17 protein-coding genes and 1 tRNA gene are annotated in these 23356 nt (G+C 31.5%); 6 read left to right on the plus strand and 12 right to left on the minus strand.

Annotated features, from left to right (window positions below; genetic code table 11):
- Together ACFQ1R_RS15715 and ACFQ1R_RS15720 are read left to right on the plus strand one after the other, a co-directional pair.
- A complete protein-coding gene (locus tag ACFQ1R_RS15715; RefSeq protein WP_379927226.1) occupies window positions 1–585 on the plus strand; it encodes a C40 family peptidase in 585 nt (194 codons plus the stop codon).
- Window positions 586–609: 24 nt separating this feature from the next.
- Window positions 610–2649 carry a ComEC/Rec2 family competence protein gene (locus ACFQ1R_RS15720; RefSeq protein WP_379927228.1) on the plus strand — a complete coding sequence of 680 codons (2040 nt, stop codon included), beginning with the start codon at window positions 610–612 and terminating at the stop codon, window positions 2647–2649.
- Window positions 2650–2654: 5 nt separating this feature from the next.
- Here ACFQ1R_RS15720 and ACFQ1R_RS15725 read toward each other — a convergent pair whose 3' ends face one another.
- The 3 genes from ACFQ1R_RS15725 to ACFQ1R_RS15735 form a co-directional block, all read right to left on the minus strand.
- Window positions 2655–3203 carry a thioredoxin family protein gene (locus ACFQ1R_RS15725; RefSeq protein ID WP_379927229.1) on the minus strand — a complete coding sequence of 183 codons (549 nt, stop codon included), beginning with the start codon at window positions 3201–3203 and terminating at the stop codon, window positions 2655–2657.
- A gap of 88 nt (window positions 3204–3291) precedes the next feature.
- Window positions 3292–5103, minus strand: coding sequence for a peptide MFS transporter (locus ACFQ1R_RS15730; RefSeq protein WP_379927230.1), 1812 nt, complete (start codon window positions 5101–5103; stop codon window positions 3292–3294).
- Window positions 5104–5108: 5 nt separating this feature from the next.
- Complete coding sequence (locus ACFQ1R_RS15735; RefSeq protein WP_379927231.1) at window positions 5109–6653, minus strand: peptide MFS transporter; 1545 nt, start codon at window positions 6651–6653, stop codon at window positions 5109–5111.
- 212 nt (window positions 6654–6865) lie between these two features.
- Here ACFQ1R_RS15735 and ACFQ1R_RS15740 point away from each other — a divergent pair, with 212 nt between their 5' ends.
- From ACFQ1R_RS15740 to ACFQ1R_RS15750, 3 genes are all read left to right on the plus strand, one after another.
- Entirely contained in the window at window positions 6866–8188 is a 1323-nt protein-coding gene (locus ACFQ1R_RS15740) for a hydroxymethylglutaryl-CoA reductase, degradative (RefSeq protein WP_379927232.1), read from the plus strand.
- 2 nt (window positions 8189–8190) lie between these two features.
- Window positions 8191–9102, plus strand: a complete 912-nt coding sequence (locus ACFQ1R_RS15745; RefSeq protein WP_379927233.1) for a GYDIA family GHMP kinase — start codon at window positions 8191–8193, stop codon at window positions 9100–9102.
- 106 nt (window positions 9103–9208) lie between these two features.
- Window positions 9209–10171: an alpha/beta hydrolase gene (locus ACFQ1R_RS15750; RefSeq protein WP_379927234.1), complete on the plus strand. Its 963-nt coding sequence runs from the start codon at window positions 9209–9211 to the stop codon at window positions 10169–10171.
- A gap of 199 nt (window positions 10172–10370) precedes the next feature.
- Here ACFQ1R_RS15750 and ACFQ1R_RS15755 read toward each other — a convergent pair whose 3' ends face one another.
- From ACFQ1R_RS15755 to ACFQ1R_RS15795, 9 genes are all read right to left on the minus strand, one after another.
- Window positions 10371–12152 (minus strand): L-fucose isomerase, encoded by a 1782-nt coding sequence (locus tag ACFQ1R_RS15755; RefSeq protein WP_379927235.1) that lies wholly within the window; start codon window positions 12150–12152, stop codon window positions 10371–10373.
- A 26-nt stretch (window positions 12153–12178) separates the two neighbouring features.
- Entirely contained in the window at window positions 12179–13657 is a 1479-nt protein-coding gene (locus ACFQ1R_RS15760; RefSeq protein WP_379927237.1) for a sodium:solute symporter, read from the minus strand.
- Between the two features lie 94 nt (window positions 13658–13751).
- A complete protein-coding gene (locus ACFQ1R_RS15765; RefSeq protein ID WP_379927238.1) occupies window positions 13752–14690 on the minus strand; it encodes a dihydrodipicolinate synthase family protein in 939 nt (312 codons plus the stop codon).
- A 231-nt stretch (window positions 14691–14921) separates the two neighbouring features.
- Window positions 14922–17051: a peptidylprolyl isomerase gene (locus ACFQ1R_RS15770; RefSeq protein WP_379927239.1), complete on the minus strand. Its 2130-nt coding sequence runs from the start codon at window positions 17049–17051 to the stop codon at window positions 14922–14924.
- Between the two features lie 208 nt (window positions 17052–17259).
- On the minus strand, window positions 17260–18549 hold the full coding sequence (locus tag ACFQ1R_RS15775; RefSeq protein ID WP_379927240.1) for a hemolysin family protein: 1290 nt from the start codon (window positions 18547–18549) through the stop codon (window positions 17260–17262).
- Window positions 18550–18822: 273 nt separating this feature from the next.
- On the minus strand, window positions 18823–19377 hold the full coding sequence (lptC, locus tag ACFQ1R_RS15780) for an LPS export ABC transporter periplasmic protein LptC (RefSeq protein WP_379927241.1): 555 nt from the start codon (window positions 19375–19377) through the stop codon (window positions 18823–18825).
- Window positions 19377–20759: a tetratricopeptide repeat protein gene (locus ACFQ1R_RS15785; RefSeq protein ID WP_379927243.1), complete on the minus strand. Its 1383-nt coding sequence runs from the start codon at window positions 20757–20759 to the stop codon at window positions 19377–19379. Before ACFQ1R_RS15785 ends, lptC begins: the two co-directional genes overlap by 1 nt.
- 21 nt (window positions 20760–20780) lie before the next feature.
- Window positions 20781–22112, minus strand: coding sequence for a hypothetical protein (locus ACFQ1R_RS15790; RefSeq protein ID WP_379927244.1), 1332 nt, complete (start codon window positions 22110–22112; stop codon window positions 20781–20783).
- Complete coding sequence (locus ACFQ1R_RS15795) at window positions 22109–22840, minus strand: type III pantothenate kinase (protein WP_379927245.1); 732 nt, start codon at window positions 22838–22840, stop codon at window positions 22109–22111. Before ACFQ1R_RS15795 ends, ACFQ1R_RS15790 begins: the two co-directional genes overlap by 4 nt.
- Window positions 22841–22999: 159 nt before the next feature.
- On the opposite strand from ACFQ1R_RS15795, the gene ACFQ1R_RS15800 reads away from it, so the two are divergent.
- A tRNA-Phe gene (locus tag ACFQ1R_RS15800) sits at window positions 23000–23072 on the plus strand.
- Window positions 23073–23356 lie beyond the last annotated feature (284 nt).

The raw sequence follows: 23356 nt of genomic DNA on the forward strand, positions 1-23356 counted from the left end.
ATGAGAAACATCATCATTTTACTTCTAATTGCAATTAGTTTTAGCAGCTGTAAGTCTTCAAAAGCAATCGTTGTAAAAAAATCCACATCAAAAAAAGTTGTTTCTCAACCAAAAACAGTGGTAAGTGCCACAAAAACTACTAGCAAAGTATCTTCAAAAAAAGGAAATGATGATTCTACTGAAAATGATTCAGTTGAATTTTCAAAAGCCATTAGCATTGTTGATTATGCAAAACAGTTTAGTGGCGTAAAATATAAATTTGGAGGTGCAACTAAAGACGGTATGGATTGTTCTGGTTTGGTTTTTGAATCGTTTAGAGCTTTTGATATTATTTTGCCACGAATTTCTCGAGATATGGCAAAACAAGGTGAAAAAATCACTTTAAAAAATACACAAGAAGGCGATTTACTTTTTTTTAAAACCATGAATAGACGAAACGATATTAGCCATGTAGGACTTGTAGTTAGTGCTGAAAATGGCGATATTGAGTTTATTCATTCTACCACACGCGCTGGTGTAATTGTATCTAAACTTTCGGAAAGTTATTGGGATAATGCCTTTGTTGAAGCACGTAGAATGTTATAACATTTTTTATATATTAGAGTAGTTATGAAGCTACTCAATTTCACCATAATCAAACTAACATTTTGCTTTATTTTAGGCATTGTAATCGGCTACGGTTTTAACATACCGCTTCAACTAAGTTTATTGATAACAGGTATTGGTTTTCTTCTTGTTTTTACTTTTTATTTAATTGACAGAAACCGATTTATTAAAACCATTTGGTTTGGAATTTCAGCTTTCATTACCATGGTTTTTGTTGGCGTTTTAGTAACGAATCTTCATAATGAAAAAAATAATTCTGAACATTATTCATATCAAATTAAGCATGAAACAGATTCTTTAAAAACCATTACATTTAGAATTCGTGAAGTTTTAAAACCAGGCAATTACTATGACAAATACATAATTGATTTACTAGAAATTAACAACAAGAAGGTTACAGGCAAATTATTATTAAACATTCAAAAAGACTCTTTAACGAAACCATTAAAAGTTGATGCCGTTTTTGTTAGTAAAACCGCATTTAAAAATTTAATAAATCCGTTAAACCCAAATCAATTTAATTACAAATCTTACCTCGAAAAAAAATATATTTACCATCAAATATTCACTACAGAATCTTCTCTTTTTAAAGTAGAATCAACCACAAAAACACTTTTTGGAATTGCCAATGAAATAAGAAACCACATTAATGAAAAACTAAAACCATATCAATTTAAGCCAGATGAAATAGCAATAATAAATGCACTTTTATTAGGACAACGACAAGATATTAGTGAAGAAGTTTACACAAGTTATACCAATGCAGGTGCTATACACATACTTGCTATTTCAGGTTTACATATTGGTATTATTTTACTGATTTTGCAATATATTTTCAAGCCAATAGAACGCTTAAAACATGGTAAATTATTAAACGCTATTTTGCTTGTTAGTATTTTATGGAGTTTTGCCATTATTGCAGGACTTTCAGCTTCGGTAACGCGTGCAGTAACTATGTTTAGTATAGTTGCTATTGCAAAAAATTTAAATCGCCCAACCAATATTTACAATACACTGGCCATTTCCATGCTTGTAATACTGCTTTTTAAACCCATGTTTTTGTTTGATGTAGGTTTTCAATTAAGCTATTTGGCTGTGTTTGCTATTGTAACTATTGATCCGTTGCTATATAAATTATGGAAAACTAAGTATTGGCTTCCAAATTTGTATTGGCATACATTTACAATTACGGTTTCGGCACAGTTTGGTATTATACCTTTAAGCTTATATTATTTTCATCAATTTCCGAGTTTATTTTTTCTTTCAAACTTAGTTATTATACCACTTTTAGGACTTATTTTAGGCTTTGGTATAGGTATCATACTCTTGTCTGTTTTAAACATATTGCCTCAATTTATAGCCACTGGTTACGGTTATGTTATTAGCCTTATGAACTGGTTTGTTGGGTGGATTTCTAAACAAGAAGCATTTTTATTTAAAGACATTCCGTTTAGTTTACTATATGTTTTTGTTTCATATATCCTCATCATTTCATTTGTTATATTTTATGTAAAACAAAATTTTTCAGCTTTAAAATGGTTTTTAATCAGCATTCTAATTGTACAATTTAGTATTATTTACACAGCTAATAGCAAGCCTGAAAATCAATTCATAGTTTTTCATAAAAGCAGATATACCTTAATAGGAAATACCGTAAACAACGCTATTACTGTGGCTTCCGATTTAGATAGTATTACAAAACTTAAAACTAAAATAATTACAGATTACACAGTTGGAAATCATATTAAAAGCGTAATTGAAGATTCGTTACATTCGGTTTATATGCTTAATACAAAAAAATTATTAGTAATTGATAGCTTAGGAATTTACAATATAAAATCGTTTCAACCAGATTATGTTTTGTTGCGGCAATCGCCAAAAATAAATTTAAATAGATTGATTGATTCTATTAATCCCAAACAAATAATTGCCGATGGAAGCAATTACAAATCGTATGTAGAACGTTGGGAAGCAACTTGCAGAAAACGAAAACTCCCTTTTTACCAAACTAGTAAAAAGGGAGCATTTATTATTGATTATTGATTTTATCAACCTTTAAACTCAGGCTTAAATGCTGTGTAATAGGTATTAAATTTTTCTTGAGTATCTAAGGTTTTATGCTCATCAGCTTTAAACATTTTTAAATACAATTCTAGCTGCGTTGGTGTTTGATAACCTCTAATAGGCGCGATAACATCGGCTTTTTCATCCATAAAAACAATGGTTGGATATGCTTGAATTTGAAAGTAGCGTGATAATTCGTGTGCCGAATTACGTCTTTCAGCTAATTCTGGTTTATAATCTGGATTTGAAAATGTTTTACCTTTATACGTTACAGATTGGTTTCCTTCTGCATTAAACTTAACAGCATAGTAGTTTTGGTTTACATATTTTACAACGTCTGGGTTATGAAATGTATTTTTGTCTAGCATTTTACATGGACCGCACCAACTTGTGTAAACATCAATCATTATTTTTTTGGGGTTTTTCTTTTGAAGTTCTATTGCCTTTTCAAGTGTTACCCAATTAATTTCTTGTGCTATGCTACTAACCGATGTTAAAACAGCAAAAACGAATATATATACTAGTTTCTTCATAATTAACTTTGTTGTGATATGGATATCGAACTTACAAAAAATGCGCCAAAAATGGCACATTTAATATAATTTTTAACTATTTCTTCGATTAACGAACACCATGCATTAGTTTTTTAATGATTGGCGTCATTACTATTGAAACAATAGCCGCAAGTGCAGATACTATAGTTAACATCCAAAAGAAGTAGCTAATTCCTTTTTCATCAGCTATTTTATCAATATTTTCTCCAAATTTACCCGCGCCTTTCATACCTATTGCAACCGCTAAATACCAAACGCCAAACATAAAAGCAATCATTCTTGCTGGCACCAATTTACTAACATACGAAAGTCCAACAGGAGAGATACATAATTCTGCCATGGTATGAAATAAGTAAACCAATATTAACCAAATAATACTAACAGAAGCGGTTTGAGCACCAGGTTCAATACCACTTGCACCAAAAGCAACAAATGCCATACCTATAGCAAGTAAAAACATACCAATACCGTATTTCATATTTGCCGATGGATTGTATTTACTCTCCCACCATTTTGAAAACAGTGGTGCCAATGTAATTATGAACAACGAGTTTAAAACACTAAACCAAGATGCTTGTATTTCTGTTAAACTTTCAGTTACTTTTTCAATTTTCAATAATTCAAGTGTACCATCAGATAACGATAAATAGCCAGCAGAATAGAAATCTTTAACTAATTTCCAAATAGCAATTAGCCAAAGAATAACGAAACTAAAACTTAAAATAATATTAGCTTTTCCATATTTACTAAAGGTTTGTTTAGAAAGAAGATATAAAACCCAAGAAATTATAATTAAAGGAATGAATGTCATTAAAGCATCTACTATTAAAAATATTAAACTAGCGTTTCCTTCTAAAACTCTATTTGTATAGTCTCTTGCAAAAATGGTTAATGTACCAGGCGACTGTTCAAAAATAGCCCAGAAAAAAGCGCATATAATAGCAAAAAAAGTAACAGCTATCAACTTCTGTCTTGTAATTAATGAATATTTAGATAGCCTGTATATAGTAAGGCCAATAAACAACAAAATTGCAAACAGTATTGTAAAATTATTACCAGACAATCCTAAAACACTAAAATTGAATATATTTATTTTCCCTTCTGATATTAATGCAACTGGTTCAAAAATTAACCAAGCAATTCCCATTAAAACCATAATTGCAATTAAAACTAATTGAACAGTTGTAAATGGAACACGTATATCTTTATCTAAAGTTTCAACTGAATTTACGTCGTCTTTTTTTGGTTTCAAACCTATATCGCCAAATATATTTTGAGCTAACCAAAACTGAATCAATCCAAAAAACATAAAAATTCCTGCTAATCCAAAACCAATACTCCAACCAACTTTTTCACCTAAATAGCCGCATAATAAGATTCCGAAAAAAGCACCAGCATTTACGCCCATGTAGAAAATTGTATAGGCACCATCCTTCTTTTCTGGTCTATCTTTATACATTTCAGAAATTATTGAAGTCATATTTGGTTTAAAAAAACCATTTCCAAAAACCATAAGTCCAAGTCCTAAGTAAATGAAAAAAGGTGTTTCTAACGCCATTGAAAAATGCCCCAAAGTCATTAACAATGCACCAACTACAACTGCCCATCTATAGCCAATAATTTTATCGGCAAAATAGCCTCCTAACATTGTAGAAAGATATACTAGCCCTACATAAGAACCAAATAAAGCCATGGCATGTTCTCTAGGCCATTCCCAACCACCTCCCATAATGGATGTAGTAAAAAATAATACTAAAAGCGCTCTCATACCATAAAACGAAAAACGCTCCCACATTTCGGTAAAAAATAAAACAAATAATCCTGATGGATGCCCTAAAACGGTGCTTTTGAAAAATTGATCGGTTGAATTCTCACTCATAATATTTAGTTATTTAATTCTTTATCAACACCATGCATTAACTTTTTGATTACAGGCGAAAGGATTAAAAGCAATACTCCAAAACCTAAACCTGTATAAAACAAATATTCAAAAAGCTTTAAATAGCTTTGCTTGGCGATATTTAAATCTGGCGCGGTACCATTAGTAGTATCTACCGATGCTATGTTTGCTAAAAGTGATGCAATAAACTCAGAACTTGCGGTTGCTAAAAACCAAACGCCCATCATAAATCCAACAATTTTAACTGGTGAAAGTTTTGTTACTGCCGATAAGCCAACTGGAGACAAACATAACTCGCCACAAGTATGTAAAAAATAAGTTATCACAAGCCAATACACAGCAACTTTCCCCATTTCAGAAGCATTAATTCCCATTACTAACGATCCAAAACCTAAACCTACAAGCATAAGTGCTAAAGAAAATTTTACTGCTGTATTGGGGTTATATTTACCTAATTTTACCCATAACCAAGCAAAAACTGGAGCTAACAAAATAATAAACAAGGCGTTTAAACTTAAAAACGTACCTGCGGCAATCTCTCCTCTATCTAAAATACGGTCTGCAAATAAATTTAGTGATGTATAAGCCTGTTCGAACAATGCCCAAAATATTACTGTAAAAACAATTAAAATTGTTAAAGCTAGTAAACGTTCTTTTGCAACTTTGTCTAATTGTGTTAAAGCATAATAAAGTATATAGACAAAAGAAATTGCACCTGCAATTATTAATAAATTTTGTACTACACTATGGCTTTGCACCATTTGCCAAACAACTAAAGTTGACAAAATACTTAAACCATAAATAAGCCATTCGTTTTTTATACCAAGAGTTTTTTTGTTCAATAATTCTGGCACATTTGATTCACCTTTCCCTAACAAATGCTTTTTACCTATTATAAAGGTTAACAACCCAAAAAACATACCAACACCTGCAGCACCAAAACCATAACTCCAACCATAAGTTTCACCCAACCACACACATATTATAGTTGCTAAAAAAGACCCTAAATTAATACCCATATAAAAAATGGTAAATCCAGAATCCCTACGCTTATCACCTTTATGATATAATTCACCTACCAAAGAAGATATATTTGCTTTTAAAAAACCAACACCTAATATGATAAAAGCTAATGACAAATAAAATATTTGAAGTGCAAAATTATCTCTAACAATCTCGCCAGTAACCGATTGAGTGGCTGCATTTCCTTCATAAGCCATACCAGCATGCCCTAAAACTAACATAATACCTCCAAAAACAATGGCTTTTCGAAATCCTAAATACTTATCGGCTAAAAAACCACCAACTACAGGAATTGCATATACTAATGCGGCATAGCTTCCTATCAATAAATTTCCATCTACATCTGTAAACAAATGATATTTGGTTAAATAAAAAATTAAAAGAGCTTTCATTCCATAAAATGAAAATCGCTCCCACATTTCGGTAAAAAACAAAATGAATAATCCTTTAGGATGCCCAAATAATTGTTTCGGCTGTTCTGGATTATTTATAGTAGAATCAGACATATATAATTATAAATTAAAACTTTATAACTTGAATAATAAAACCTCTTTCAATTAAAATAATCTTGCTAATTTCAATTAATCGTTGCGGTTTTATTAAAAGTTTTCAAGTTTACTAAAAATTCTTCAAAAAACAACAAAGATTAACAATTAAATCCGTCTAGGTTCATATAAAAAATGGATGTAGTATCTTTGCTTTTTTAAATCTGAAATTAATGTGTGCATCCATTTCTGGCTTCTCTAAATTATCAAAATCCAAAAAAATTGATTGGATTGTTGAAACTTATTTTTCTAACACTGAAGATGCAAAACGCATTTTAAAACAATATTGGAATAGCAACGATAAATTACAACAGCTTCATGATGAGTTTATTGAAAACACCATTACTAATTACTATTTACCCTTAGGTGTAGCTCCTAATTTTTTAATAAACGGTAAGTTGTACACCATACCTATGGCTATTGAAGAAAGTTCGGTGGTTGCCGCTGCTAGTAAAGCTGCTAAATTTTGGATGGATCGCGGCGGTTTTAAAACTAAAGTTATTAGTACTACAAAAATAGGGCAAGTGCATTTTATGTTCTATGGCAATCCTGAAACCCTAAAAAATTACTTTAAACACATAAAATCGCAACTAATTTATGACGCAAAACCCATTACCAAAAACATGGAAAAACGCGGTGGCGGTATTTTAGATATTGAATTACGAGACAAAACACATGATATAAAAGGCTATTACCAATTACATGCATCGTTTGAAACGTTGGAAGCTATGGGTGCTAATTTTATAAATTCCTGTTTAGAACAGTTTGCCAAAACTTTTAAAAATGAAGCATTTCATTTTGACGCTTTTACGGAAGAAGAAAAACAGATTCAAATTGTGATGAGTATTCTTTCAAACTATGTGCCAGATTGTTTGGTGCGTGCCGAAGTAAGTTGCAAGGTTGAAGATTTAAACGAAGATAAAACCATTTCTGCTGAAGAATTTGTAACTAAATTTATACAAGCTGTAAACATTGCAGAAGTTGAACCGTTTCGTGCCGTAACCCACAATAAAGGTATTATGAATGGTATTGATGCTGTGGTTTTAGCAACTGGAAATGACTTTAGAGCTGTGGAGGCTGGTGTACACGCTTATGCTTCTAGAAACGGTGCATATAGTAGTTTATCGCACGCCAACATTGAAAATGGTATTTTTACGTTTTGGATGGAAATTCCGTTAGCATTAGGCACCATTGGCGGTTTAACAGGCTTGCATCCGTTAGTTAAATTATCGTTGGAATTATTGCACCATCCAACCGCTAAAGAACTCATGCAAATTGTTGCCGTTGCAGGTTTAGCACAAAATTTTGCAGCATTACGTTCGCTTACTACAACTGGTATTCAACAAGGCCATATGAAAATGCATTTAATGAATATTTTGAATCAATTTGAAGCTACAGAAACTGAAAAGACAACCTTAATAGAACATTTTAAAACGAATGTGGTAACACATAGTGCGGTGGTTGAAGCAATTCATCAATTAAGAATGAAAAATTAAGAATGAAAAATTATTACAGCAACGGGAAACTTTTAATTACTGGTGAATATGTGGTGCTTGATGGTACGTTATCGCTTGCTGTTCCTACAAAGTTTGGACAATCTTTAAGTATTGAAGCTATAGATGAACCTAAAATTAGTTGGAAAAGTTTTAATAGTGATGGTTCTATATGGTTTGAAGATACATTTTCAATTAATGAGATTACTTCAGGTTTTATAAATCCGAGCAATGATATTTATGGAAGACTCATTCAAATTTTAAATGCTTCAAAAACATTAAATCCTGAATTTTTAAATACAAATCAAGGATATAAAATTACTACACACTTAACATTTCCTAAAAATTGGGGATTAGGCACTTCTTCTACCTTAATAAATAATATGGCGCAATGGGCAAATGTTAATCCGTTTGAATTATTAAAACTAACTTTTGGCGGTAGTGGTTATGATATTGCCTGTGCACAAAATAATACTCCTATTAGTTATCAATTAGTAAACGAGAAACCCAACACTAGTATCATTCAATTTAATCCATCGTTCAAAAACCATTTATATTTTGTTTACTTAAATAAAAAACAAAACAGTAGAGATGGTATTGCGCAATACCGATTAAACAAACCACATGAACTTATTTTGAACGCCATTAGCAAGATTTCAATTAAGATTATGAATGCTAAATCGCTTATTGATTTTGAAGAATTAATAACACTTCATGAAGACTATATTTCTGAAATTATTAAACAAAAACCTATTAAGCAACAATTGTTTAATGATTTTAACGGAAGTATAAAAAGCTTAGGCGCTTGGGGTGGTGATTTTGTTTTGGCAACTTCAACAGAAAACCCAAATGCTTACTTTAAGAATAAAGGATTTGATGTGGTTATTCCGTATGATGATATGGTTTTGAAATTTTAAATTAATTTTACTTTTAAAAACCCACTTAAATTGAATGATATTCTTTCAATTTATTACTTTACTAACACACTGATTTTTGTTTTTTTGAAAGAATAATTCAATACATTTGAAATCAAACATTTCACTTGCAATTTATTACGAAACACAAGGACTTATTAATAAAATTAACTTAATCGTTGTTAAAATGAAAATTTCAAAATCAACTCTTCTTCTACTTTTTTTATTGCAAAGTATTATAGTATTAGGTCAAATTCCTAAAGAAATACCTTTGTTCCCAAATGGAATAAAAGATAACCCAATCATACACGAACAAACAGAAAGCTTTGTTGATTCACTTGTACAACCAGGTTCATTCTCAAATAAAAATCGAGTTTTCAGCAATATTTCTGAGCCAACTTATATGATTTTCCCTGCTTCTGAATCCAATAACAAACATGTAGCCACTATTATTTTTCCTGGAGGTGGCTTTCACACTAATTGGGTTGATAAAGAAGGAACTGATTTAGCATTATGGTTATCAGGTCAAGGAATAACTTGTATGGTTGTGAAATACAGAACGAATAAAAAAGATGAAAATGGAAAATTTATTATCCCTATGGAAAAATACTTTGGAGCTCTTTTTAACGATGTGAATTCTAGTGTTATGACAATGATTGGATTAGCCGAAAAGTTTAAATTTGACAAAGATAAAGTTGGTGTACTTGGTTTTTCTGCAGGTGGTTATATTTGTGAACAGCTTACATTCAAAACCATTGATGGTAAGATGGGATGGAAACCAGCTTTTGTTGGATTAATTTATGCTGGAGAAAATATAAAAGCTTTAGAAAAGGTAAATGATAAAAGCATCATCCCTCCATTTTTTATGGCAATTGCCCGAGATGACAAAAAATGGACATTAAAAAGAGCGCTTCCTTTCTTATCTTCTGTTGTTGCCGAAGTTGACAAATCGGAACTACATGTTTACTCTAAAGGCAACCATGGATTTGGATTAGCTTACAATGAAGGACATTCTGTTAAATTATGGAAAAATAACTTTTTCAATTGGTTATTAGATATTTACAATAAATAATTTATTGGTATAATTCGGTAAAATTTCATTAAAAAACTTTAGATTCCGGATTAAACTAAAAAGCAACTTCAATAAAATTTGAAGTTGCTTTTTCGTTGCGTTAGGGATTACTCTTGCATACTATTTTTTAAATTAATGAAATAGTGAATGCCTCGTATTTGAAGTGAAAAACCCAACGCTTGCAGTAACCCAAAACTGTTTATCCATAAAGTGCTTTGTAGGTTTCACAAGCTCTATAATCGGATGATTCTTTATCCATACCAAACGATGCCCACGCACTTGGACGGAAAATTTTATCTTCTGAAACATTGTGCATATTTACCGGAATTCGCAACATAGATGCCAAGGTTATTAAATCTGCACCAATGTGCCCATAGGTAAACGCACCATGATTTGCGCCCCAATTTGCCATAACGCTATACACATCTTTAAACGCGCCTTTGCCTGTTAAATTTGGCACAAACCACGTTGTTGGCCATGTTGGATTGGTGCGCTCGTTAATAATATTATGGACGTTTTCTGGTAAATCTATGGTTTTACCTTCGGCAATTTGAAGTACTGGCCCAATGCCTTTTACAATATTAATTCGGCACATGGTAACAGGCATATCGCCTTTGGTTTTAAAAGTTGACGAATAGCCACCACCTCTAAAATATTCTAACATACCTGGACCCCAAGTGGTGTGTTCCAAGCACTTTTCAACCTCATTTTCGGTGATATCCCACCAGGGTTTCATGGCAGGCTTTCCGTTAATTGTTTGTTGCCCTGTACCATCTAAAGCTGAAGCTCCTGAATTTATTAAGTGAATAAATCCGTTTGCTGCATCGCCTGTAAGTGTGTAACCTGTTACACGTTTTACCGCTTCTGGACTCCAATAGGTTCGTACATCACTAAATATTTGTGCTGCACCCGTAAGTAAGTGACCAAATAACATAGAAATTCCGTTTAAACTATCGTTTTCGGTAGCGAACATAAAGGGTTGACGAATGCCATTCCAATCGAAAGACGAGGTTAAAATGGCTTCCATGAAATCGCCATTAGGAAAATGATCTGTCCATTGGCGTTGGCCTTGGAAACCTCCAGAAATAGCGTTTCTACCTAAAGCTTCTTCACCGTAGCCTATGGCTTTTAATTTTGGATTTCCTATCATTAAATCACGCCCAATTAATGCCATTTTAACTACAAACTCCCAGTCTTTATCTAAGGCTTCACGTGATTTTAGTTTTTCAGTTGGATTATAGTTTTTGCCTTCTTTACAGTTGGCTTTGGTCCAAGCTAGCGCTTTTTGGTATTCTTCTTTATCGTAAATTTCTTGTTCTATGCGTCTTATAAACTCAGACATATCGATATTTTCACAGCGCATACCTAAATAGCTTTCAAAGAAATTAGTATCTAAAATAGAACCCGCAATTCCCATAGATACAGAACCCATTGATAAATATGATTTTCCCTTCATGGTTGCTACCGCTAAACCTGCTTTTCCAAATAACAACAATTTTTCTTGAACATCATCTGGAATATGCATATCGTTGCTATCTTGAACATCACGACCATAAATACCAAATGCCGGAATACCTTTTTGATTATGACCAGCTAAAGCGGCGGCTAAATATACTGCACCTGGACGCTCTGTTCCATTAAAACCCCAAATGGCTTTAGGTATTAACGGATCCATATCAATGGTTTCGCTACCATAACACCAACACGGTGTTACTGTTAAACTTACACCTACACTTTCACGTGAAAATTTATCGGCACACGCTGCTGCTTCGGCAACACCGCCAATACATGTGTCGGCTATTACACATTCTACTGCACTGCCATCGGCATGACGTAGATTTTTGCTTAAAAAATTGGCAGCTACTTTTGCCATATTCATGGTTGAGATTTCAAGCGATTCTCTTACACCATCTAGCCTTCCATCAATTACTGGTCTAATACCTATTTTTGGTAATTGACCAATTAAGTTTTTATAATTCATTTTTTATAATTTTTCAATATTAAAATTTAAGCTGATTGATTTTTAGGTTTCAATAAAAAAGCACCTAAAAAACCAACCAAGAAAATAGCAATTGTGCCAAACACTATCGTTAAATAGGTATGAAACGATGCTCCAATTGAATCTTTGCCAAAAATAGTTTCAGAAAATGTTAGCCAAAGAATAACTAATATTCCAGCAATCATTCCTAGTATAGCCGCTTTGATGTTTTTGGTTTTTGAAAACATGCCTAAAAGAAACAACCCCAGCATACCACCACTAAAAATAGATGATAGTTTCCACCAAGCATCTAAGGCACTTTTTACGTTTATCATAGCAATACCAATACAAATTCCTATAATACTTATTATTAAAGAAGATGTATATAATACTTTCATTCGTTGATTATCACTTGCATCTTGCTTAAAATATTTATTGTAGTAATCGGTTAAAAACACAGTGGCAGAACTATTAAAACTTGTAGAAATAGTACTCATTCCCGCTGCGAAAATAGAGGCAATCATTAAACCTGTCATTCCAGCAGGTAAAGCGTTAACTATAAAATAAGGAAACACCCTATCTGCTTTACTTACATCTTGAAGTTCAATAGGAAGTGTTGCTGCAGAATGGTAATAAGCAAAAAGTGATGTTCCAATAAATAAGAACAACGCCGATATGGGCAAATAAATTAAACCACCTATTAATGCAGAACGTTGTGCTTCTTTATCCGATTTCAAAACCATATAACGTTGCACATAGTTTTGATCTATTCCGAAGTTTTGAAGATTTATAAAAACACCATAAATTAAAACCACCCAAAAGGTAGGTTTTGAAACATCTAAATCAAAACTACCTAAACTAAATTTATCGTTTTCTGAAGCAATAGAGAATATTTGCGATGGACCTTCAGGCATGCTGTAAAACATGTACCCAATACAAACTAAAGCACCAACAATTAAAATGATACCTTGAATGGCATCCGTCCAAAGTACAGCAGTAATACCACCTAACATAGAATAGACCGCCACAATTAATCCTGTAAATATGATAACAGTAGCTATATCCCAACCTGTAATCGCATTTAAAGTTAATGCAAGTAAATATAAAATAGTTCCTATCCGCATTAACTGCGTAAGTAAGTAACAAAGTGATACATAAATACGCGCCCAAGATCCAAAACGTTGTTCCATAAACGTATATGCCGAAGGACTATTGATTTTTCGGTATAAAGGCACAAAATATTTAACCGCAATTAATGTTGCTATTGGTAGTGATAAACTAAACACTAAAGCATTCCAGTTTGATTGAAATGCATTCCCTGGTAAAGCTAAATAACTAATACTACTTACAAAGGTTGCGAAAATAGACATGGTTACAACCCAACTAGGTATATCATTATTACCAACAGTATAAGAAGATGATGTTCTGTTTTTCTTAAAAAAAGAGCCTCCAAAAAGTGCGATACCACCTATGTAAACAAAAAAAACGATTAGATCGATAGTGTTCATTAATTTAGTTTTATTTAGTTACGTAGGCAGAATTATATAGATATAGGACAACTCAAAAACAGTTTAAAGTGGTTAGTTTTAAACGATAATCATATTAAAAAAATTTAGTCATTTCTTTTTCAATTCTTTTTATGTTTTTTTCAACTTCTGTCATTTCTTTTTCATCAAAACAACTAAAAGGCGGTGCTATATTTGGTTGAATAATTCCTAAAGTACCTAATGCGCCTTTAAGTCCTTTAAGGTAACTAGAACCGTAAGACCCTAAGGTATAAATACTGGTGGTAATATCCATTACTAAAGGTTGTAGAATTTCAATTCGTTTTAAATCTTTGGCTATGGCCGCGTTATATATGGCTACATATAATTTTGGAAACATATTTGCACCTCCATTAACGCCACCTTTTCCACCCATTAAAATGGTTTCTGCGGTTATTTCTTCAGGACCAACTATAAGTGAAAAATCTGGTTTTGATTTGAGTAAAAAACATAAATTCTGAAAATAAACCGTATTCGCAGAACTATCTTTTAAACCAACAATATTTGGATGTTCAGACAAGCGAATAACCGTTTTAACATCAATATTTATTTTAGTATGCGACGGCATATTATAAAGAAAAAGTGGCAATGGTAAAGCATCTGCCAATCTCCAGTAGTATTTAAACAATTCTTCCTGCCCCAAACCGTAATAATATGGTGGTGCTGCAACAACGTATGAAGCACCAGCTTTTTGAGCTATAATAGCTAAATCAATACTTTCTTCAATAGACGTATCGGTAATTCCAACAAAAACTGGGATTCTATTATTTACAATCTTACAACTTTCATTAATAAGTTGTGCTCTTGTTTTGTAACTTAAACTTGTTGATTCACCTGTTGTGCCTAGTATAAAAACCCCGTGAACACCACCTGAAATTACATGTTCTAATAGATTATTAACGCCTTTTAAATCTAAAGATAGATTATCGGATAATAATGGTGTTACCATGGGCGGTATAATACCTCCTTTAAATGATGTGTTCGTTTTTACAGACATAATATGTTTATTACTTATAAACTTTAGCAGTATTTAATATTTAAAAAGTTTGATGCTAATGCTTAGCTAAGGTTCATAATTTAAACATAAAAAAATGCTATTTTTAATCGATGGTCAATTTTATAAGTAATAAACTTTATGATATAATTTTAATTTAAAAAGCATAATTAAAGCCCCAAAAAAAAAGAGCAAATTAAAATTTGCCCTTTTTAAATATATTGTAATTTGATATTACTGTATTTGATTTTTCGCTCTATTATCTTCAATTTCTGAAGCCTCTTTTAGTGCGTTATACAGTTTAGATGATACAACATTTAATTTTTGTTGTTCTACTCTGTTTGCTACTGCTTGATAACTATCTAATTTAACAGCATTTTCAATTTTAGTAACTTTTATCATATACACGCCATAAACACCATCAATTAATTTTGATGTTTGTCCTTGTTTTAAACCAAAAGCAGAACCAACAACTAACGGTTCTCTACCTGCTCCTGTAATGGTTGGGTTTTTCATGTTTATACCTGTTGCTGTTTGTACAGTTACATTTTGAGATTTAGCTACTGCATCTAAAGTTTTAGCAGATACTTTATTTCTAATCATTTCTGCTTTCTTTTCATTGCGTACTATTGGAGTAACTGTTGCCGATGCGTCTTCTACAGACATAAGACCTTCTTTGTGCTTTGCTACTAACTGTGCAATAACATAGCCGTTAGGGATATTGAAACGTTTAACATCACCAACTTTAGCATCGTCTTCAAAAGCCCAACGTACAATAGGTCTTTGACTACCAACACCTGGTATGTTTTCATCTAAAATTTTAAGACTATTTACAGGACGTACTTCATATTTTTTAGCCTTTGCTGCTGCTTCAAAATTACTTTTACCGATAGCAATTTCAAAATTAGATGCGTCTCTAAAGATTTTATCAACCGTAGCTTCAGATGGTTCTATTTTTCTAGCAACTGTTGCTAATTGAATGGCTTTTTTCTTTTCTTTTAAACCTTCAATTTCTATAATATGAAATCCGAAAACAGTTTTCACAACACCTAAATCACCTACGTTACCATTAAACTCAAAATCGTTAAACTCTGTTACCATAGAATTGTATGGATGCCAATCATAACGACCTTCGTTATTTACACTTCCTTGGTCTGATGAATATTCAGTTACAAATTCAGAAAACCTAGTTTTATCTGCTTTTAATATTCCTAATAAACTATCGGCAGTTTTTTTAGCTTCAGCCTCTGTTTGCGTTACTTCTGGAGTTGCACCTTGCGAACCTAGAAATGGAATTAAAATGTGTCTTACTTTTGCTGAGTCTGCAACTTGTTTAACAGCTACAACTTTAGAAACTTTGTAATAACCGTTATCCTTGTAAGGTCCATAAATTTGACCTTCATTTAATTTATAAAGACTATCTGCTACTGAAGCTGGTAAGGTCGATTTAAACACAAAACGTTTATCAAATTTTATATCTGAATTTGCATTAACAAAATTTTCATTGTTGGTTGTGTTTAAAAAGCCTACAATTGTTTCGCTTGCCTTAGAAACATCATTGTACTCTACTTTGTCCTTTAAAAGTCCTTTTAAACTTTCAATAATTGCTTTTTCATCAGCTGCTGAAGCTACTTCGTTAAACTGAACAAATTTAATATCTCTTGAAGCTTCAACTTCAAATTGTTTTTTATGCTTTTCTATGTAGTTTGAAATATCCGATTTTTCAACTTTCACTTTTGCATCATCAATTGATGAATAAGGAATTTGAACAAACTGAATATCTACTTTATTACCTTCTAGCTTATGTTCTAACTCGCCTTCTTTAAGTGTAGCAGTTAAACCTGCTTTAACCATATTAAAGTAGTTTTGTTGTAAAGCGTTTGTAGCAATAGATTTTTCGTAGTTTACCCAACCTTGATAACCTTCTGCAGATGTTTCTTTTAAGTTTGCTATATATTCATTCAACTTATTTTCATCAAATAAACCAGCAGCATTTAAAAATTCTGGACTTGTTGCTAATGCTGTTCTTAACAAATCTCTCATTTGGTCTTTTTCAATAGAAATACCTAGTTTTTCAAACTGGTTTTCCATGATAGCTTGTCTTACTTCTTGTTCAAAAACTTGATTAATTACTTGTGTGCTTGTTGCATTTGGTCCTGCTTGACGTTGCATTGCCTCTACTTTTTGCATAAAGTCTTCGCGGGTAATATCCTTTCCGTTTACGGTTGCAACAATGTTTTGAGATTTTGCAGAAAACGAACTACCGCTTTTAAATAAATCTGCTAATACAAAAGAAAATAACGCTAACGCTATAATTACGATTAAAAATAGTGAACGTTGTCTAATCTTATTTAAAACTGCCATTTGAAATTATGTTTTTTAAAAAAATCTGTTGTTAAGATTTAGCTTGTTAAGTTGGTTAATAATTTTGAACTAACAAAATATCGTGCGCGAAAATACTATTTTCTATTTAATAATAAAAGGGTTATTTGGCATTTGTTTGCTATAATGCAGATTGTTTTTTATTAAATAAAAACAGCCATATTTTTAGAGAAAAACCTTATGCTAAAATTTAATCTTCAACTAAAATTTTTAATTCTACTAGGTCTATTTTTGTATTAGAAACTTCCAAAATTGTAAAGCCAAAATTATCAATTTTAACCACTTCATCTTTCTCAGGAATTTCCTCGGTATGATTTACTATTAAACCACCTAGTGTTTCGTAATTTTCACTTTCTGGAAGATCTAATTTGTAGGTTTCGTTAATATAATCAACCTCTAATCGAGCTGAAAATGTATAGGTAGTATCGTCAATTTTTTCTTCAATCAAATCTACAGTATCATGTTCATCTTCAATTTCACCAAACAATTCTTCAACAATATCTTCAACCGTCATAATACCTGCTGTTCCGCCATATTCATCTAAAACAACCGCAATACTTTTTCGCTTTTTAATAAGTACACTTAGTACATCTTTAACAAGCACAGTTTCTGGAACATACTCTACTGGAAGCATCATGGCTTTAATATTTTTTGGTTTTTTGAACAACTCAAATGAATGTACGTAGCCTAAAATATCGTCTATCGTTTCTTTGTAAACTAAAATTTTTGTAAAACCTGTTTCTGTAAAAAGAGCATTAAGTGATTTTATAGAATCGTTAATTTCTATAGCTGTTAATTCGGTTCTAGGCACCATAACTTCGCGTGCTTTTACTTCAGAAAATTCCAATGCATTTTGAAAAATTTGAATTTCAGAATCTACTTCTTCATGCGATTCTACCGATTCCATTTGCTCGCTTATATAATTACCCAATTCTACTTTTGTAAATGCCAATTGTATTTGGTCGCCTTCCGTTTTGAAAAGATGTTTTAAAACAAAATCTGAAATCCAAATAACAAATTCTGAAATAAATGAAAATAACAAATAAAACCCGTAAGCTGGAATTGCTAAGATTTTTATTAAGCTATTTGCATAAATTTGAAAAAATACTTTGGGCAAAAATTCGGCAGTTATTAAAATAATAAGTGTAGAAATAACGGTTTGGGTTAATAAACTAAAATCTGTTAGCATCAAATCTAAAAAAACATATGATGTTGGCACCATAGTTTTAAACCAATCTACCAATAAATCGCCCATAAAAAATCCATATATTACCAAAGCAATATTGTTTCCAATAAGCATAGTGGCAATAAATTTTGATGGTTTTGCAGTAAGTTTTGTTAATACTTTTGAAAGTGTACCATCTTGCTTTTTTTCAATTTCTATATGAATTTTGTTTGAAGATACATAAGCTATCTCCATACCCGAAAAAAAGGCAGAAAGTATTAAGCATGCAATAATGATGATAACATCAACACTCATTTATTTTGAATTATTGTTATCAAATTTTTTAATAAAATTTCGTCGAAAGAAAAATACAAAAATAGCCGTAACACAAAGTAAAACAGATGAATAATCAATAATTTTTTCTTCCATATACTTTAAAATAGCTGTGTAAGCAAAGTAAATAGCAAAAACTAAATAGGCATATAAAAAAATCTTTGAATACTTCATTTGTTATGTTTATTTGTAAATATGTTGTAAAGATAATTAAAATTGAAGAAGCTTCATTTTTAATTTGTTTTTAGCCTTTAATTAATCTTCAACAGTAATAATACCATTAACTTCTAACACTTCTGCATTTGTGAATTTTGAGTTAGAATCGAAACCTGTGCCATTAATAATATCGGTTTCTGTTTTAAATGTAACAGGCTTATTGGTAAATAACCATTCCTTCTTTTGGTCGTAAAACAATTGATCTGTTTTTAATACTCTGTTATCTGCAGTAGTAATTACAACGTTTCCTTGCAAATCTAACAAATCGGTTTTATCATAAACAATAGCATAATTGGCAACAACTACGCTCTTTTTATTTTGCTCGTCATACAGATTTAAAGTAATACCTTCTGGAAACTCATTATAAGGAAAATCTCGATTTGTATAATCTAACATTTTTGGACTTAACAAATTAGCTGTAACCCTACCAGAATCGGTATGTTTTAAATTAATGTTTTCTGCAATACCAATAGGTTCGTTCTCTGAAACACCAATTTTTTGAACTTGCTTAAAACTGTCGTTACATGAAAAAAACATAGTCACCAAAAGTATGGTGACTATGTTAAGTATTTTATGTAAATGTTTTTGTTTCATTAAATTCTTGGTACGGTAACCGAAGCGCCTATCCAGCAACCAATTTTTATAACTGTACCTGAGCAGCTACAAGTAAATATGTCAGATTTTTGAGGTGCCTTAGATAAATAATTTGCTGCAGATTGTGCTGCTGCTCCAGATAATTTAGGGTCTACACGTGCTGCTTTTTGAGCCTCTTCAGCAGCTAACCAATATACCGCTCTTTTGTTAAAGTTAGTATCGCCACAGTCGTTAGCACTGGCAGCATACATAGCTGCAATTGATAAATATGGACGCCCGTTTGAAGGGTTTAATCTTAACGCTTCTCTAAAGAATGTTCTAGCTTGAGAATAAGCACCTTTAGATTTTAGTTTTAAAGCTATTCTATTATTTAAGTTTGATTTTTTGAAATTATCAGTTTCTAAATCAATTGCTTGTTTATAAAAAGAGATTGCTTCGTTTGATTTTCCTTGTTTATCCTTTAATATTCCTAAGTAATAAGCCGAATTAGCTGATGGACTTAATTCATGATAAGCATTAACTAACTTAAAGAATAACGGATCATCAGTGCAATCTTTTTCAGACATTTTACCCGCTGCTCTTTGTAACCAAACTGCATTGGCTTTATTAGCTTCAAAGTTTTTAGTGTATAGAGGAATTAAAATTTCACAATTAGCTCTTGTTCCCATTTTCTCATCAATGCCTTCGGTAATTTGATCGTAAGCTGCTAAATAACTTTCGTAGTACGCTTTGTATTGCGACTCTTTGTTAGTTAATTCTGTACCAGCTTCTTCTTTTTCAATAAGAACATTTAAACTTTCAGAGTAGTTTTTTACTTCATCTTCAACTTTCTCAACAATATCATCATACTTATCAAATAATGCTTCTGCTGGTTGTTTACCTGCATCAAACAAATCTACCATTAAAGAGAAATAAGTGTACAAACTTTGTGGGTTTGTAAACGTTGCTTTATCTGCTTGGTATGCAGCATCAAAACAAGCATACAATTCTTCATTAGTTTTGTTTAAAATTGCTCTGTTATCATAAAGTAACTGGCAAGATTGTGCACCATATTCACCTTTTGGTGTTTTGCTTGGAAAATGCTCGCCTCTTTCTTCCCAAAGTTTTACTAAATCGTTTATAGCTGCAACCTTTTCTGCACCTGTTGATTTTTCAATTTTATTGGTTAAAATTTTCTCACCATCTACATAAATGGCATTGTTAAATTTTGGGCATTTATTTCTAACATCCATCCAAGGTTGGAAAGCTGCTTCATAGTTATTTGCTTTTACATATTCATGGAATATAGACAGTTTAGTCATGCACTCTTCATCTTGCTGTGCAAACCCTATATTTAAACCAATAAATAATGCTGTTAATAGTAATGTAAATTTTGTTTTCATGATAATAATGTTACGCTGTTGTTAGTCATATTTTCTTTTCTGAAACCATCTATCGTTCAAAGATAAACTTATTTGGAAATTTATAAAATTCTCTTGTATTAAATTGCTGTTAGTTGTTCCTCTTTTTCCTAGTTCTAGACCTAAATTGGCATTAGAGAAAAAACTCCCTACTGGTACTCCTATACCAAAAGATATGCCAAACTCGTTTATCGATTCGTCTTTTATATTTGGATCAGTATTTGTGAAGACCAATCCTGTATTCTCAAAGTGCAAACCTGCTCTATAAACTGCGCGCTTAAAATAGCTTGAAAACGAATTATACTGCGGAATGTAAAAACCACCAATAGAAACGTTTGTTGAGTTTTCATATTTCACGACTGTACTTGAATATAAATCGTTTGAAAAACTGCTTGTATTTTGATATTCAGATTCTATACCTACAAACCATTTTCTTGGTTTACCTATACCTGCTCCTATTGAAAATTTTGAAGGCATTACTAAATCTGTTTCTAATAATCCTGAAGCTTCCAAATCAGCATCTACCGTATTATAAACAGCATCTTCACCTGAAGTTGAAGCTATTATTGTTGAAAAGGAGCGTTCATTTTTAGAAACTAAATTACTTTCTGGTGTATAAGTTAACCCTGAAACTAGTTCTAAGTTTTCACTTAGCATTGCTTTATATGACAATCCTAAGTTAAAGTTTACGCCACTTAAATCTGATCTATTGTTTTCTCTTGTTTGATACTGCGTCATAATATCATCTTCATCATAGACAAAAGCTATTGTACTATTTTGAATGTTTCCAAAGTTATACTGTGCATCAACACCTATACTTAATCCTTCTGTTATTTGATAACCTAACCCTACAAAGGCTTTATTTAACCCGCCTTCTCCTCTAAATCTATTAGCTATTCTATTGTCTTTATCACTATCTAGAGATTCTAGTTTATACCCTACAGCTGTATAAGGTAACAATCCGAAACCAAAACCAAATTTTCCAATTGGCACTGATAATGCTAAATAATCGAAAGTTGTAGAATTAGCATTTGCTTTACCTGAATCACTTTTTAAATTTATACTAGAATAACTTCCTCCAACCGTAAATTTTACAGGTCTACTCTCGCCATTTAGTACTTCTAAGTTTTTTCCGGCGTATGATGCAGGATTTCGTAAGTTCATATGAATACTGTCCATATAAATACTTAATCCGCCCATACTTCTATTTTCTACAGTTCCTTTAAATTTTAAACTTCCAATACCATAAAAAGAATAAGGTGAGGCTGTACCCTCTTGTGCATAACTGCCAATTGCAAAAGTTGCAATAAAAACTAATACAAGTTTTTTAATCATTCGTTTGAATTAAATTGTAAAATATAGTTTAGTCCCACTAAAAGAAAATTAGGAGTGGCAAATATGCTACTTTTTAATTGTTTAGACAAGAAATTACTATCGCCACCTGTTAAAATAACTGTTAAATCTGAATATTTCTGTTTATATTCTTCTATTACTCCATCTATTTCCTTTAAAACGCCATATACTACACCAGAATGTATCGATGCTGATGTAGATTTACCTATTATACCTTCTGGCATTTCAACATCTAATAACGGTAAATTTGCTGTTAAAGTATTTAATGATTTATAACGCACACCTAATCCTGGTGAAATAGCACCACCTAAATATTCATTGTTAGTATTTATAAAATCGTAAGTAATACAAGTCCCTGCATCAATAATAAGAACGTTAGTGTTTTTAAATTGTTTAACAGAAGCACAAACAAGTGCAATTCTATCAACACCAAGCGTTTTTGGTGTTTCATATAGACTTATAAAGGGTAGTTTAATTTCAGAACTTAAAATTAACAAATCAAAAAGTGTTTTAATAACCTTAATTGTTTCTGTATCTAATTTACCTACTGTTGATAGAATTGCATGGTTAACGGCTTTAAAATCGTTCTTAATTGCTTTTAACGCATCTAAAATAGACTCATTAACTATAGTTTTCTTTATAATTATTTCGTCATTTTCAAAAATAGCTAACTTAACTAGCGTATTACCGACATCAATTATTAAATTCATACTTTATTTTATAGGCTAAAATTACAAAAACACAAATTATTATTATTCCTATTTAACTTATTATATTGAATATAAAACGTTTAAAAAAAAGATGAATTTTTTATTGTTTTATTTTGGTGAATAACGAAAATGAGTATATATTTGCATCCGCTTAGGCAAGGTATCTTAGCTCAGTTGGTAGAGCAAAGGACTGAAAATCCTTGTGTCCCTGGTTCGATTCCTGGAGATACCACAAAAAAATCCCGAAACTTTAATGTTTACGGGATTTTTTGTTTTATAAATCTCTCCCTATTAATTAGCTTTTGAATATAGTAACTTGAATAATTTCTAAAGATATTTTTTCAAATAAAAATCACACTGTTCACTATATTTTTTAAAGATTCAATAATTAAATAGACCGATTTGTATTATTTACAAAATCCCAAGCTAATTTCAGTTCTTTATTAATGTCCATTAAGTAAATATAAATAGATCTTTAATATACAAATTTAGCCCTATTTGGGTAACAAACTTTCA

This window comes from Mariniflexile jejuense (genome assembly GCF_042675665.1).
Classification (GTDB): Bacteria; Bacteroidota; Bacteroidia; order Flavobacteriales; family Flavobacteriaceae; genus Mariniflexile; species Mariniflexile jejuense.